This window comes from Colwellia sp. RE-S-Sl-9 (assembly GCF_048296855.1).
Lineage (GTDB): Bacteria > Pseudomonadota > Gammaproteobacteria > Enterobacterales > Alteromonadaceae > Pseudocolwellia.
This window is the reverse complement of sequence record NZ_CP182631.1, coordinates 2012175-2026980: the sequence shown is the minus strand read 5'-3', so window position 1 is coordinate 2026980 and position 14806 is coordinate 2012175. Positions and strand designations below refer to the sequence as shown.

Below are 14806 nucleotides of genomic sequence, written 5' to 3'. Positions count from 1 at the left end.
CACTCAACGGTGTCGCGCTGTTGTTTGTAACGTATAAATACCAAGCTATTGTTACTTCTTTTATCGGGAAGTGATGATGGTGATAGTGGCTCCTCCTCGGAGACGCTATCAACCCGATATATTCGTAAGAATATATCAACTCTTATTCAAGACACACAATGTGTGCGTGAAAATGTCAGACTTTACAATTACTGTGGTTTAGTCACCACGGTGTACTTAATATTCTTTCGAGACTATTTAGGGTTGTATGGTTAAGTGACTAAGCGTATGTGGTGGATGCCTTGGCAGTTAGAGGCGATGAAGGACGTGTTAATCTGCGAAAAGCTTTGGTGAGGTGATAAAAACCGTTATAGCCAAAGATATCCGAATGGGGAAACCCACCCGTCGTAAGGCGGGTATCGCTACCTGAATACATAGGGTAGCGAGGCGAACCGGGAGAACTGAAACATCTAAGTACCCCGAGGAAAAGAAATCAACTGAGATTTCGTTAGTAGCGGCGAGCGAACGCGAATTAGCCCTTAAGTGGTTTGTAAGTTAGTGGAATCTACTGGAAAGTAGAGCGATACAGGGTGATAGCCCCGTACACGAAAATAAACTTACCATGAAATCGAGTAGGTCGGCACACGTGAAACGTTGACTGAACATGGGGGGACCATCCTCCAAGGCTAAATACTCCTAACTGACCGATAGTGAACCAGTACCGTGAGGGAAAGGCGAAAAGAACCCCTGTGAGGGGAGTGAAATAGAACCTGAAACCGCATACGTACAAGCAGTGGGAGCCCGATTTAGTCGGGTGACTGCGTACCTTTTGTATAATGGGTCAGCGACTTATATTTTGTAGCAAGGTTAACCGAATAGGGGAGCCGTAGCGAAAGCGAGTGTTAACTGCGCGTTTAGTTGCAAGGTATAGACCCGAAACCCGGCGATCTACCCATGGGCAGGTTGAAGGTTGAGTAACATCAACTGGAGGACCGAACACACGTATGTTGAAAAATGCGGTGATGACTTGTGGGTCGGAGTGAAAGGCTAATCAAGCCGGGAGATAGCTGGTTCTCCCCGAAATCTATTTAGGTAGAGCCTCGCACGAACACCATTGGGGGTAGAGCACTGTTAAGGCTAGGGGGTCATCCCGACTTACCAACCCTTTGCAAACTCCGAATACCAATGAGTGATATGCGGGAGACACACTGCGGGTGCTAACGTCCGTTGTGAAGAGGGAAACAACCCAGACCGCCAGCTAAGGTCCCAAAGTACTAGTTAAGTGGGAAACGATGTGGAAAGGCATAGACAGCTAGGAGGTTGGCTTAGAAGCAGCCATCCTTTAAAGAAAGCGTAATAGCTCACTAGTCGAGTCGGTCTGCGCGGAAGATGTAACGGGGCTAAACTAGTCACCGAAGCTGCGGATTTGAACTTAGGTTCAAGTGGTAGGGGAGCGTTCTGTAAGCCGTTGAAGGTGTGTTGTAAAGCATGCTGGAGGTATCAGAAGTGCGAATGCTGACATGAGTAACGATAAGGGGAGTGAAAAACTCCCCCGCCGAAAGACCAAGGTTTCCTGTCCCATGTTAATCAGGGCAGGGTAAGTCGGCCCCTAAGGCGAGGCGGAAACGCGTAGTCGATGGGAAACAGATTAATATTTCTGTACTTCTATATATTGCGAAGGAGGGACGGAGTAGGCTAGGTGAGCACGGCGTTGGTAGTCCGTGTGAAAGACTGTAGGTGGGTGACTTAGGTAAATCCGGGTTGCTGTTAACACTGAGAGTCGAGACGAGTCTCTACGGAGATGAAGTCATTGATGCCATGCTTCCAGGAAAAGCTTCTAAGCTTCAGATATATAGGAACCGTACCCCAAACCGACACAGGTGGTTAGGTAGAGAATACTAAGGCGCTTGAGAGAACTCGGGTGAAGGAACTAGGCAAAATAGTACCGTAACTTCGGGAGAAGGTACGCTCTCTGGTGTGAATCCCTTGCGGAGTAAGCACAGGAGAGTCGAAGTAACCAGGTGGCTGGAACTGTTTATTAAAAACACAGCACTGTGCAAAATCGAAAGATGACGTATACGGTGTGACGCCTGCCCGGTGCCGGAAGGTTAATTGATTGGGTTAGCTCTGCGAAGCTCATGATCGAAGCCCCGGTAAACGGCGGCCGTAACTATAACGGTCCTAAGGTAGCGAAATTCCTTGTCGGGTAAGTTCCGACCTGCACGAATGGCGTAATCATGGCCACACTGTCTCCACCCGAGACTCAGTGAAATTGAAATTGCGGTTAAGATGCCGTATACCCGCGGCTAGACGGAAAGACCCCGTGAACCTTTACTATAGCTTGACAGTGAACATTGCTCCTACATGTGTAGGATAGGTGGGAGGCTTTGAAGATGCGTCGCCAGATGTGTTGGAGCCAACCTTGAAATACCACCCTTGTATGCGTGATGTTCTAACCTAGGGCCCTCATCGGGCTTGGGGACACTGTCTGGTGGGTAGTTTGACTGGGGCGGTCTCCTCCCAAAGAGTAACGGAGGAGCACGAAGGTTGGCTAAGTACGGTCGGACATCGTACGGTTAGTGCAATGGCATAAGCCAGCTTAACTGCGAGACAGACACGTCGAGCAGGTACGAAAGTAGGTCATAGTGATCCGGTGGTTCTGTATGGAAGGGCCATCGCTCAACGGATAAAAGGTACTCCGGGGATAACAGGCTGATACCGCCCAAGAGTTCATATCGACGGCGGTGTTTGGCACCTCGATGTCGGCTCATCACATCCTGGGGCTGAAGTCGGTCCCAAGGGTATGGCTGTTCGCCATTTAAAGTGGTACGCGAGCTGGGTTTAGAACGTCGTGAGACAGTTCGGTCCCTATCTGCCGTGGGCGTTTGAGAATTGAAGAGGGCTGCTCCTAGTACGAGAGGACCGGAGTGGACGAACCGCTGGTGTTCGGGTTGTTATGCCAATAGCATTGCCCGGTAGCTACGTTCGGAACTGATAACCGCTGAAAGCATCTAAGCGGGAAACAGGCTTTGAGATGAGTTCTCACTGGAGCTTTAAGCTCCCTAAAGGGTCGTTGGAGACTACAACGTTGATAGGTCAGGTGTGTAAGGGTTGTGAGGCCTTGAGCTAACTGATACTAATTGCCCGTGAGGCTTAACCATACAACACCTAAATAGTTTTGTATGAAGTTTGACACACTCTATGAGTGACACGTACACATGTGCGAATAAGAGATTAAAACGTATTTATAGTTCAATGAAAATAATTTTTTGTTGAAAGGCTTTCAAGATTGACCTTTTTTGTCTAGCGACAATAGCGATGTAGACCCACCTGATCCCATTCCGAACTCAGAAGTGAAATGCATTAGCGCCGATGGTAGTGTGGGAGTTCCCATGTGAGAGTAGGACATTGCTAGGCTTCTCATTAAGAAAAGCCCGACTCGAAAGAGTTGGGCTTTTTGCTGTCTGGTGTTAAACATTGCAGCAGTCGTTCCAAGGTCGAACATACATTGTTTTTATACCATTCCATCTTAAGTTTTTCCCACCTTAATCCAATCTCTACTACACATTTTCATGACCCGCTTTGCATCACTCACAAATGAGTTCCATGCATCAGAGCAAGCATCGAGGATGTCATCATAGCCTTGAAAGCACCTATTCGCTAAATGATGTTGGCGCAACCAACTCCAAACTTGCTCTATTGGATTCAACTCGGGTGAATACGGTGGTAACTTAATGATCGTTACGTTGTTAAATTTATCAGCAAGGTAAGCTTGGTGCCATGCAGCACCATCGACAACGATCACCGCATGTCGTCCTTCTTGAGTTTTTTGAGAAATTAAAGCCAAATGTTGTTCCATTACATCCATGTTCATTACTGGAGAAATCAGTGCCTCAGTTGCGCCTGTTGATGGGCAAACAGCACCAAAAAGGTAAGCGTATTCAAACTGTTGTTGCCTAACGGCTCTCGGTCTTGTTCCTTTCTCTGCCCAGAGCCTTGTCGTTGTATTTTGCTGTCCAAAACGTGCTTCGTCTTGGAACCACACATCTATCTCTTTAAGCCTCACATTCCATGGGAGCGTGCGGATCATTTCACTTTCGAATTTTTTTTAAAATCTTCTTGTACTTCATCAGACTGTTTTGGGTGTCGTGAGCGACTTGTTATCCAGCTAAATCCCATTGATTTTAATAACTTATAAATGGCGTTGGGATGATAATCAACATCAAAATTAGCGTTGATATATAGTCGGATACACTCACCCGTTAGTCGTCCACCCATATCGGATTGGCATTGAGCCTTTATATATTGACTCAATATTTCTTTATCTTGCTCTGTAAGATAGCTAGGTCGCCCTGTAGGTTTTTTACTCTCAAGACCAAGTAAACCTTTGCTGATGTAGTTCGCAACCCAATCATTAACAATTCTTCTACTTATATTAAGTGTTCTAGCAACTTCTGATCTATTCTTACCCGATTTAAAGTGTGAAACGGCTAGCAAGCGTAGCCTCATTCGATGATCTTTTACTTTGTTGGAGAGTATTTTTAATTCTTGTGAGCTATGAGTGTTCAATGTGATTTATTATGAGTAAATAAATGACATTAGATCATATAATTAGACTAATTGGTATAACTTAATGATCGTTACGTTGTTAAATTTATCAGCAAGGTAAGCTTGGTGCCATGCAGCACCATCGACAACGATCACCGCATGTCGTCCTTCTTGAGTTTTTTGAGAAATTAAAGCCAAATGTTGTTCCATTACATCCATGTTCATTACTGGAGAAATCAGTGCCTCAGTTGCGCCTGTTGATGGGCAAACAGCACCAAAAAGGTAAGCGTATTCAAACTGTTGTTGCCTAACGGCTCTCGGTCTTGTTCCTTTCTCTGCCCAGAGCCTTGTCGTTGTATTTTGCTGTCCAAAACGTGCTTCGTCTTGGAACCACACATCTATCTCTTTAAGCCTCACATTCCATGGGAGCGTGCGGATCATTTCACTTTCGAATTTTTTTTAAAATCTTCTTGTACTTCATCAGACTGTTTTGGGTGTCGTGAGCGACTTGTTATCCAGCTAAATCCCATTGATTTTAATAACTTATAAATGGCGTTGGGATGATAATCAACATCAAAATTAGCGTTGATATATAGTCGGATACACTCACCCGTTAGTCGTCCACCCATATCGGATTGGCATTGAGCCTTTATATATTGACTCAATATTTCTTTATCTTGCTCTGTAAGATAGCTAGGTCGCCCTGTAGGTTTTTTACTCTCAAGACCAAGTAAACCTTTGCTGATGTAGTTCGCAACCCAATCATTAACAATTCTTCTACTTATATTAAGTGTTCTAGCAACTTCTGATCTATTCTTACCCGATTTAAAGTGTGAAACGGCTAGCAAGCGTAGCCTCATTCGATGATCTTTTACTTTGTTGGAGAGTATTTTTAATTCTTGTGAGCTATGAGTGTTCAATGTGATTTATTATGAGTAAATAAATGACATTAGATCATATAATTAGACTAATTGGTATAACTTAATGATCGTTACGTTGCTAAATTTATCAGCAAGGTAAACTTGGTGCCATGCAGCACCATCGACAACGATCACCGCATGTCGTCCTTCTTGAGTTTTTTGAGAAATTAAAGCCAAATGTTGTTCCATTACATCCATGTTCATTACTGGAGAAATCAGTGCCTCAGTTGCGCCTGTTGATGGGCAAACAGCACCAAAAAGGTAAGCGTATTCAAACTGTTGTTGCCTAACGGCTCTCGGTCTTGTTCCTTTCTCTGCCCAGAGCCTTGTCGTTGTATTTTGCTGTCCAAAACGTGCTTCGTCTTGGAACCACACATCTATCTCTTTAAGCCTCACATTCCATGGGATCGTGCGGATCATTTCACTTTCGAATTTTTTTAAAATCTTCTTGTACTTCATCAGACTGTTTTGGGTGTCGAGAGCGACTTGTTATCCAGCTAAATCCCATTGATTTTAATAACTTATAAATGGCGTTGGGATGATAATCAACATCAAAATTAGCGTTGATATATAGTTGGATACACTCACCCGTTAGTCGTCCACCCATATCGGATTGGCATTGAGCCTTTATATATTGACTCAATATTTCTTTATCTTGCTCTGTAAGATAGCTAGATCGCCCTGTAGGTTTTTTACTCTCAAGACCAAGTAAACCTTCGCTGATGTAGTTCGCAACCCAATCATTAACAATTCTTCTACTTATATTAAGTGTTCTAGCAACTTCTGATCTATTCTTACCCGATTTAAAGTGCGAAACGGCTAGCAAGCGCAGTCTCATTCGATGATCTTTTACTTTGTTGGAGAGTATTTTTAATTCTTGTGAGCTATGAGTGTTCAATGTCATTTATTATGAGTAAATAAATGACATTAGATCACATAATTAGACTAATTGGTATTACTTACCAATAGATATGGTTAATTGATTAAAATTTCTGATTTGATCAAGTACTTTAACTACATTTTCATGAGAAGTTTCATCGCTAGGTATTACTACCGCACTCTTTGTTTGGCTTTTTGCTAAAAAATTTTCGATACGTGCGGGTAGTCTTTCTATGTCGACAAGTTTTCCGTTAAATGTGATTAGCCCTGTTTCATTTATCTTAACTAGTATTATTGGATCATTACTCTTAGGTGATTTTGAAGTTTCTGGTCGATTAACGAGTATCCCTTCTTCTTTAACAAATGATGTAGTTACAATAAAAAATATCAGCATTATGAACACAATGTCTAACATTGGTGTCATATCTACTTCGCTTTGCTCTATCTCATGTTTGTGATCTCTTCGGCTCATAGTCATTTCCTTTATAAGTTTTTTATAAATATAGTACGAAGAGTATCGTAAGTCTAATTTGTCATAAAATAGGGTAAACTCACTGTTCTATTTTTTAAAAGTAATGTTGTGTTGACTGAATTTTGATAAAATATAAATAATTATACTTCATGAAAATTTAATAAAATGGCGATTAATTGGTTTCCTGGGCACATGCATAAAGCTCAAAGAGAAATAAAAGACATTCTTCCTCAGATTGATGTGGTTATTGAGGTGTGTGACGCACGTTTACCTTTCAGTAGTGAAAACCCTATGATCACTGAGATAAGAGGTGATAAGCCATTAATTAAAATATTAAATAAATCCGATCTTGCCGATCCTGTTAAAACACAAATGTGGTTAGACTATTTAGAAGCTCAACAAAATGTAAAAGCTATCGCTTTAACTACCGATAATCCAAGTGTTGCTAAAACTCTACCAGCGTTAATTCGTAAGCTAGCACCAAATAAAGATGAAACAGGTAAGCAAATTAATGCTGTTATTATGGGGATCCCGAATGTAGGTAAATCTACATTGCTTAATACTTTAGTGGGTAAAGCTAAAGCTAAAGTAGGGAATGAGCCCGCAGTTACTAAAGGTCAGCAAAGAATTAAACTTGAAGAAGGATTATATCTTTATGATACACCCGGTATGTTGTGGCCCAAAATTGTAAATGAAAATAGCGGTTACCGTTTAGCAATTACTAGTGCGGTTAAAGATACTGCTTTTGATCATGATGATATCGCTTGTTTTGCTGCAGAGTACTTACTTGAAGCATATCCTGAAAGATTACGGGAACGTTATAAGTTAGATATTTTACCTGATACAGAAATTGAACTATTAGAAGAAATTGGTCGTGTTAGAGGATGTATGAAAAGTGGTGGTCACATAGACTTCCATAAAGCATCTGCTATTTTAATTAATGAGATTCGCGATAAAACACTGGGGGCAATAACCTTCGAATCACCTGAAATGGTAGAAAAAGAAATTATTCATTTTGATAAAGTCGAAGAAGATAAAATAGCAGCTAGAGAAGCTAAAAAATTAGCGCGTGGTCGCGGTCGTAAAAATAAAAGATAGGAAAGTAAGATGAATACTGATTTTCAACTTCACGAAATGTTAGCTAAAGATTGTATTGAAGTTTATGAATTTCCATTATGTAAGGTATTGCTTATGAATGACAGCCAATATCCATGGTTTATTTTAGTACCTAAAATAAATGATGTTTTAGATATTTATGAGCTTGAATGGGAAAAACAAATTCAATTTTTAAATGAATCGAGTTTATTAAGCGAAGTGTTAATGGCAATGTTTAAAGGGACCAAGCTTAATGTTGCTGCTATTGGTAATATTTGTCCTCAGTTGCATGTTCATCATATTGTGAGATTTAATGATGATATCGCTTGGCCTAAGCCTGTATGGGGAGCATTTCCTGCAATTGCATATGATAATAATGCACTAGATAAGATAAAACATGAAGTGAAAGCTGCTTTAACTAAAGTGGCTGGATAATAAGTTACTTTGAATAAGTAATAGACTACTTATCTTGAAGTGTTTAGTTGTTATCCTACACTTTTATTATAAGTATCACTTTATATAAAGCTTCTTTTAAGTCAGGTATTAGATCGTCTATACCCAAACCACTTCAAGATGTAGGATTCAGCTGTAATTAGAAACGTCTTTAGGCACAGATTTGACGTTCTAAACAAAATCTAAGTACATACATGTCGGAACATTCTCGAAATCAATAACACCGTGTAAAACGTTTATAAAACAGACTTTCAGAGACGGATGAGGAAACCATGATCATTGTTCCATCTGTTTTTAAGGGAGTAACCATTAATAAAAATATGCGCCTTGATCATGATCCATTCAGTCGTCCTGAAACGAGCATCTTGAGGTGGTATATATACTAACCCTACTGATATGCTTATTTCTTATGGTAATTGGGAATATGAAAAAGAAAACTTTGAGTGTAATTTACTCATTAATCTTTATCTTGAGTTTTCTACTACGCGTTTGTTAGCTCAACGATTAGAAGTATTCCATAATAAAATAGCGAGAAAGTTAAAAAATATGGGATATTGAAAAGCTAATTTATACCTTATTAATAAATTAGTTATTAATAAGGTAATAATGAATCAAGCTATTGAAACTAGGGAGCTTAATGCTCAAGAAGTTTATATAAAATCTGCTTAACCACTTGAGGCTCAAAGGGTTTGTCACAAAGTGCATTGACGCCATCTTGTTCAATGTTAGCAAGGTGAGTATCATTACTTTCACTGGTTACCATTAAAATAGGTAAGTGTGATTGTTGGCTTTGTTCACGAACATAACGGGTTAATTCTCTTCCATCTACCTCTGGCATATTATAATCAGTTACGATGAGGTCAAACATATTGTCTTGTAACAAGTTTATTGCTTGTTGACCATCTACAGCTTCAGTTACTTTCATCATACCTAGGTTGTTTAGCACGCGTTTAATGTGATTACGGGCTAAACGACTGTCATCCACAAGTAATACTCTAATTTCGTGAACATCAAAATGTTCTAGTTCTAACTCATCAACAGATAATAAATCAATCGTTGTATTAATCGCTGCTGCGAGATGATCGTGGGTAAAAGGTTTAGGAAGTAATGCAATAACTCCAGACTGTTTAAATTCTTCTAAACTCTCTCTCTTATGTTCGCTACTTACTAGCATAAAAGCGGTATCAGAAATCTTATCGTTTGCTCGGATTTTTTTGAGAAGATCTAATGCAGTACCGTCATCAAAATACATAGCACTAGTAATTAAGTCGTAGGAATGACGCTCAACAATACTTAATGCTTCGCTTACTGTTTTTGCTGATGATAATTCAGTAACACCTTGCTTTTTCAGCTCATTGGTAATTATTTTTCGTTGAGTATCTGATGGCTCTACTACTAAAATAGAGATGTCACTCGGATTCATTGTTGTCATGTTTTTCCTTTAAATGAACACAATTTATTAGTGCTATTTAACCACCAACAAATTTAACCTTAAAACCATTTTTTTCAAGTACTTGCTTGATAGTATCCCTTTTGTCGCCTTGAACTTCAATAACTTCGCCAACAACACTACCACCGGTCCCACAGGTTTTCTTTAATTTTTTCGCAAGATCTTTTAATGCAGCAGTATCAAGACCCAAACCTGAAATAGTAATTACACCTTTTCCTTTACGTCCTTTGGTTTCACGCCTTACTTTTGCAAAACCATCTGACGGGGTAATTGTATTGCTTTTATCTTGTTCTTTAATCCTTCCGCTATCAGTAGAGTAGACCAAAGTTGAGTTATTGTCGTTCATAAATACCTAGTTATTGATTTTTAAATATAAAAAAAGCCACATATTAGTGGCTTTATTATACGGCGAGAATAATAAATTTTATAGTTTACTTTCTAATTCCGGTAAAGCATCAAATAAGTCTGCCACTAAACCATAATCTGCTACTTGGAAAATAGGAGCTTCAGGATCTTTGTTAATAGCAACAATAATTTTAGAGTCTTTCATGCCTGCTAAATGCTGAATAGCACCAGAAATACCAACAGCTATGTATAAGTTAGGAGCAACAATTTTACCTGTTTGCCCAACTTGCATGTCGTTAGGTACAAAGCCTGCATCAACAGCAGCACGAGAAGCACCAATAGCGGCTCCTAGTTTATCAGCAATACCTTCAAGCAATGCAAAGTTTTCACCATTTTGCATACCGCGACCTCCAGAAATAACGATGTTAGCCGCACCTAAATCTGGACGTTCTGATTTAGATATTTCGTCACTAACGTGTGATGAAATAGCTGCATCTTGAACTGAATCAATAGCAACTACTTCAGCATTACCGTCGGTAGCAACAGGATCGAAACCTGTAGATCTAACAGTGATTATTTTTTTACTGTCTAAGCTTTGCACTGTAGCAATAGCGTTACCAGCATAGATAGGTCGTACAAAAGTATCAGCACTCTCAACAGCAATAATATCTGAAATTTGAGCGACATCTAATAAAGCAGCAACGCGAGGCATAAAGTTTTTACCCGTTGTTAATGCTGTTGCTAAAATGTAGTCATAATCAGTAGCAAGTTCGGTTACAAGTAAACTAATGTTTTCTGCTAGTTGGTGTTCATAAGCGGCATTATCAGCAACTAAAACTTTACTTACGCCATTTACTTTTGCTGCTTCAGTTGCAACATCAGCACAATTTGAGCCAGCAACAAGTATATGAATATCGCCACCAATGGCTTGAGCGGCCGCTACAGTTTTTAAAGTGTCTGCTTTTAAGCTTTTGTTATCATGCTCTGCAAATACTAGAATACTCATGAGATCACCTTCGCTTCATTTTTTAATTTTTCAATTAATTCATCAATACTACTAACAACAATACCTGCTTGACGCTCTGCTGGTGGAGTTACCTTAATAACATTACTGCGAGGTGTTAAGTTAATACCAAAATCAGCTGCAGCTTTAACATCTAAAGGCTTACGCTTAGCTTTCATTATGTCTGGCAATTTAGCATAGCGTGGTTCATTTAAACGAAGGTCAGTTGTTACAATTGCAGGTAAATTTAACGCAACGGTTTGTAAACCGCTGTCTACTTCACGAGTAACATTAACTTTATCACCTTCAACAACAACGTTTGAAGCAAATGTACCTTGTGCCATACCTGTTAGGGCTGCAAGCATTTGGCCTGTTTGGTTATTGTCGCTATCAATAGACTGTTTACCTAAAATAACTAATTGAGGTTGTTCTTCTTCAACGATTTTTTGAAGTAACTTAGCAACATTGATTGATTCTAATTTTTCTTCAGTATCAATATGTATTGCACGATCAGCACCCAGCGCTAATGCGGTTCTGAGTTGTTCTTGGCAAGATTTATTGCCAATAGAAACCACTACAATTTCAGTTGCTGTTCCAGCCTCTTTAAGACGAACAGCTTCTTCTACTGCAATCTCACAAAAAGGGTTAAGTGACATTTTTACGTTAGCAAGATCAACATCTGAATGGTCTGCTTTAACGCGAACTTTTACGTTGTAATCAATTACACGTTTTATAGGTACTAATATTTTCATCGTAGCCTCTGATGGTGCATGTTGTTTGTAATTATTAAGTATTTAAATTTTTCTATGTTTAATCTTAGTCGCTAATACAAAGATTGTTTGAAAAATTAGCTGTGTAGAGTAAGCGAAGCTTAGCTATATTGTGTAAATCACGCAATGTAAACTAAGCGATAAAAAACTTTCTCAGTAAATATTTCATTACAAGATAGTATTTACATACCATTTATCTATAATTGTTGATATTATCAAACAGGTGTTTGAAAATCAAACGAGTGTTTGAAATAATTTGATTGTCTATTTTTTCAGGGGGATATTATGGAACGTGAATCTATGGAGTTTGATGTTGTAATTGTTGGAGCAGGGCCATCAGGTTTAGCTACAGCATGTCAACTTATGCAACTTGCACAAAAAAATGAACAAGAATTAATGGTGTGCGTCGTAGAGAAAGGCTCTGAGGTTGGCGCTCATATTCTGTCTGGTGCTGTATTCGAACCTACAGCGATGAATGAATTATTTCCCGATTGGAAAGAAAAAGGCGCACCATTAAACACAGCTGTAACAGGTGATGATATTTACTATTTCACTGGTGAAGAAAAAGCTATTAAATTACCTAACATTGCTGTGCCTAAAACAATGCATAACGAAGGTAACTTTATTGTAAGTATGGGCAATATATGTCGTTGGTTAGCAGAACAAGCAGAGCAATTAGGTGTTGAAATTTTTCCTGGATTTCCAGCTCAAGAAGTTATTTATAATGATGATAATAGCGTAGCAGGGATTATTACGGGGGATATGGGGTTAGATGCAGAAGGTAACCCTAAAGATTCATTTGAGCCGGGTATGGAATTACGCGCGAAATATACCGTTTTTGCTGAAGGTTGTCGCGGACATTTAGGTAAAGAATTGATTGCTAAGTTTGGTTTAGATGCTGATTCTTCACCTCAGCATTATGGTATTGGTTTTAAAGAAATTTGGGATATAGCACCAGAAAAACACCAAGAAGGTTTAGTGATACATAGTGCTGGTTGGCCTTTAGAGTCAGATACTAACGGCGGTGGCTACTTATATCATGCAGAAAATAATCAAGTGTTTGTTGGTTTGATTATTGATTTAAGTTACAGCAATCCACATTTAAGTCCATTTGATGAATTTCAGCGTTATAAGCATCATCCCCAAATTAGTCAATATTTAGCAGGTGGTAAACGCGTATCTTACGGTGCTCGTGCTATGGCAAAAGGTGGTTTGAATTCTTTACCTAAAATGACAATGCCGGGTGGCTTACTTGTTGGTTGCGATGCTGGAACAATTAATTACGCTAAAATCAAAGGTAATCATACCGCTATGAAATCAGGTATGCTTGCCGCCGAAGCTATTTTTGAGGCCATTTCAGCAGGCGATGAAGGCGGAAAAGACCTTACCTCGTTTACTGATAAAATTAAAGCTTCGTGGTTATACGACGAACTTTATAAAACGCGTAATTTTGGCCCTGTTATGCATAAGTTTGGTACCTTTGTAGGTGGTGCGTATAACACAATTGATCAAAACTTTTTTGGCGGTAAATTACCTTTTAACTTTAAAGACGATTCTTTAGATCATGCGCAACTTAAACTTGCGGCGGATGCACCGGTAATTAATTACCCTAAGCCTGATAACGTACTTAGTTTTGATAAACTATCTTCGGTATTTATATCAAATACCAATCATGCTGAAGAGCAACCATGCCATTTAAAACTTGCCGATGCCAGTATTCCTATTAGTGTAAACTTAGCTAAATATGCAGAGCCCGCACAGCGTTATTGTCCTGCTGGCGTTTACGAAATTGAATCGACAAGTGAAGGTGATAAGTTTGTTATTAATTCACAAAACTGTATTCACTGTAAAACCTGTGATATTAAAGATCCAAGTCAAAACATTACTTGGGTAACACCAGAAGGTACGGGTGGACCAAATTATCCGAATATGTAATTTCATCATGTCTAACAATTTTTATTAATAACAGCCTGCTTAATTAATTTTAAGTGGGCTTTTTTATATGTGTCGCTTGAAGAGTCTCTATATTTATTACGTCAATTAACACCAAATTAATTGTTTGTTTTTCATTAGGTAGTTATATAATCCCCTTAAAGACTTATAAAGATGATGACTTTGCATTAATTGGTGTGAGAAGAAATCATAAAAAGAAATAAGAGAGTAGAGTATGTCCTCAGATAGATACGGCACTAGTGCTAATTATAAAAGCCAAGAAAAAGGCTACAGAGATAGAGCATTAAAATTATATCCTTGGGTTTGTGGACGTTGTGCTCGAGAATTTGAATATTCTAATATTAGAGAATTAACGGTTCATCATATCGATCACGACCACACCAACAATCCTAATGATGGTTCTAATTGGGAGCTCTTATGTATCTATTGCCATGATAATGAACATGCTAAATACACAGATCATGCGAATTATAGTACTGAAGTTAAACCGGGCGATAGCCAGCAAGAACAAGCCACTTATAATCCATTTGCTGATTTAAAATCTATGTTAAAAAAATAGAATTTAAAAATATATAATACCAAACGCGTTAATGAATTGAGCTATTTTAGACGAGTATAAATGATCAATTGGTTATTGCGATTGGTATATATAGGAAGTTTAGACGGATTGAGAAGCCTACTTTCAACTTAGCAGCTAGGCTTCAATTGTTTTTATTCGCTGTAAATAGGGAGGTTACTCTTCAGTATCAGTTAAATGCTTTTGATAACCCTCTGCACCAAAAAAGCGGATCGACTTTTTAAGTTTGATTTTTTTTGCGATAAGTTGGTTATTGCAATATATCTTGACTACATGCTTGTCGCCATTGTTATCTACGTCATATTGATGATCTGTATTTAATCTAAGATTATCAAATTCAGTTTTCATTATTAGCTTCAAAG

16 protein-coding genes and 2 rRNA genes are annotated in these 14806 nt (G+C 38.9%); 7 read left to right on the top strand and 11 right to left on the bottom strand.

Annotated elements, in window-relative coordinates:
• Positions 1-249 precede the first annotated feature (249 nt).
• Positions 250-3140, top strand: a 23S ribosomal RNA gene (locus tag ACM9HF_RS08635).
• Positions 3141-3281: 141 nt separating this feature from the next.
• Positions 3282-3396: ribosomal RNA gene (rrf, locus tag ACM9HF_RS08630) — 5S ribosomal RNA — on the top strand.
• Between the two features lie 112 nt (positions 3397-3508).
• On the opposite strand, the gene ACM9HF_RS08625 is transcribed toward rrf, so the two are convergent.
• The 6 genes from ACM9HF_RS08625 to ACM9HF_RS08600 all read right to left on the bottom strand — a co-directional run bounded on the left by ACM9HF_RS08625 (position 3509) and on the right by ACM9HF_RS08600 (position 6798).
• Positions 3509-4488 (bottom strand): IS630 family transposase gene (locus ACM9HF_RS08625; RefSeq protein WP_473618254.1). Its coding sequence is split into 2 segments (ribosomal slippage): positions 3509-4087 and positions 4090-4488, totalling 978 coding nucleotides; the frame shifts between segments, so codons are not numbered across the junction.
• 102 nt (positions 4489-4590) lie between these two features.
• Positions 4591-4968, bottom strand: a complete 378-nt coding sequence (locus tag ACM9HF_RS08620; protein WP_473617395.1) for a transposase — start codon at positions 4966-4968, stop codon at positions 4591-4593.
• A complete protein-coding gene (locus tag ACM9HF_RS08615; protein WP_473617392.1) occupies positions 4965-5447 on the bottom strand; it encodes a helix-turn-helix domain-containing protein in 483 nt (160 codons plus the stop codon). Before ACM9HF_RS08615 ends, ACM9HF_RS08620 begins: the two co-directional genes overlap by 4 nt.
• 42 nt (positions 5448-5489) lie before the next feature.
• On the bottom strand, positions 5490-5867 hold the full coding sequence (locus tag ACM9HF_RS08610) for a transposase (protein WP_473617388.1): 378 nt from the start codon (positions 5865-5867) through the stop codon (positions 5490-5492).
• 1 nt (position 5868) lies between these two features.
• Positions 5869-6351, bottom strand: coding sequence for a helix-turn-helix domain-containing protein (locus ACM9HF_RS08605; protein WP_473617385.1), 483 nt, complete (start codon positions 6349-6351; stop codon positions 5869-5871).
• A gap of 51 nt (positions 6352-6402) precedes the next feature.
• Positions 6403-6798 carry an ExbD/TolR family protein gene (locus ACM9HF_RS08600; RefSeq protein WP_473617381.1) on the bottom strand — a complete coding sequence of 132 codons (396 nt, stop codon included), beginning with the start codon at positions 6796-6798 and terminating at the stop codon, positions 6403-6405.
• A 165-nt stretch (positions 6799-6963) separates the two neighbouring features.
• On the opposite strand from ACM9HF_RS08600, the gene ylqF reads away from it, so the two are divergent.
• The 3 genes from ylqF (at position 6964) to ACM9HF_RS08585 (ending at position 8904) form a co-directional block, all read left to right on the top strand.
• On the top strand, positions 6964-7896 hold the full coding sequence (ylqF, locus tag ACM9HF_RS08595; protein ID WP_473617378.1) for a ribosome biogenesis GTPase YlqF: 933 nt from the start codon (positions 6964-6966) through the stop codon (positions 7894-7896).
• Between the two features lie 9 nt (positions 7897-7905).
• Positions 7906-8328 carry an HIT domain-containing protein gene (locus ACM9HF_RS08590; protein WP_473617374.1) on the top strand — a complete coding sequence of 141 codons (423 nt, stop codon included), beginning with the start codon at positions 7906-7908 and terminating at the stop codon, positions 8326-8328.
• Between the two features lie 414 nt (positions 8329-8742).
• The gene (locus tag ACM9HF_RS08585; RefSeq protein ID WP_473617370.1) at positions 8743-8904 is read left to right on the top strand and encodes a TyrR/PhhR family helix-turn-helix DNA-binding protein; all 162 of its coding nucleotides are present in this window, start codon (positions 8743-8745) and stop codon (positions 8902-8904) included.
• A gap of 76 nt (positions 8905-8980) precedes the next feature.
• Here ACM9HF_RS08585 and ACM9HF_RS08580 read toward each other — a convergent pair whose 3' ends face one another.
• From ACM9HF_RS08580 to ACM9HF_RS08565, 4 genes are all read right to left on the bottom strand, one after another.
• The gene (locus ACM9HF_RS08580) at positions 8981-9778 is read right to left on the bottom strand and encodes a response regulator (RefSeq protein WP_473617368.1); all 798 of its coding nucleotides are present in this window, start codon (positions 9776-9778) and stop codon (positions 8981-8983) included.
• 37 nt (positions 9779-9815) lie between these two features.
• Positions 9816-10142, bottom strand: coding sequence for an SUI1 family translation initiation factor (locus ACM9HF_RS08575; protein WP_473617366.1), 327 nt, complete (start codon positions 10140-10142; stop codon positions 9816-9818).
• A 78-nt stretch (positions 10143-10220) separates the two neighbouring features.
• On the bottom strand, positions 10221-11147 hold the full coding sequence (locus tag ACM9HF_RS08570; RefSeq protein ID WP_473617363.1) for an electron transfer flavoprotein subunit alpha/FixB family protein: 927 nt from the start codon (positions 11145-11147) through the stop codon (positions 10221-10223).
• A complete protein-coding gene (locus tag ACM9HF_RS08565) occupies positions 11144-11896 on the bottom strand; it encodes an electron transfer flavoprotein subunit beta/FixA family protein (protein WP_473617359.1) in 753 nt (250 codons plus the stop codon). The genes ACM9HF_RS08570 and ACM9HF_RS08565 overlap by 4 nt, the downstream gene beginning before the upstream one ends.
• Positions 11897-12199: 303 nt before the next feature.
• Between ACM9HF_RS08565 and ACM9HF_RS08560 the strand changes: the two genes are divergently transcribed.
• Complete coding sequence (locus tag ACM9HF_RS08560; protein ID WP_473617356.1) at positions 12200-13849, top strand: electron transfer flavoprotein-ubiquinone oxidoreductase; 1650 nt, start codon at positions 12200-12202, stop codon at positions 13847-13849.
• Positions 13850-14081: 232 nt separating this feature from the next.
• Positions 14082-14426: a YajD family HNH nuclease gene (locus tag ACM9HF_RS08555; protein ID WP_473617352.1), complete on the top strand. Its 345-nt coding sequence runs from the start codon at positions 14082-14084 to the stop codon at positions 14424-14426.
• A 174-nt stretch (positions 14427-14600) separates the two neighbouring features.
• Here the strand turns inward: ACM9HF_RS08555 and ACM9HF_RS08550 are convergent, their stop codons facing one another.
• Complete coding sequence (locus ACM9HF_RS08550; RefSeq protein ID WP_245825421.1) at positions 14601-14792, bottom strand: hypothetical protein; 192 nt, start codon at positions 14790-14792, stop codon at positions 14601-14603.
• Positions 14793-14806: the final 14 nt, after the last annotated feature.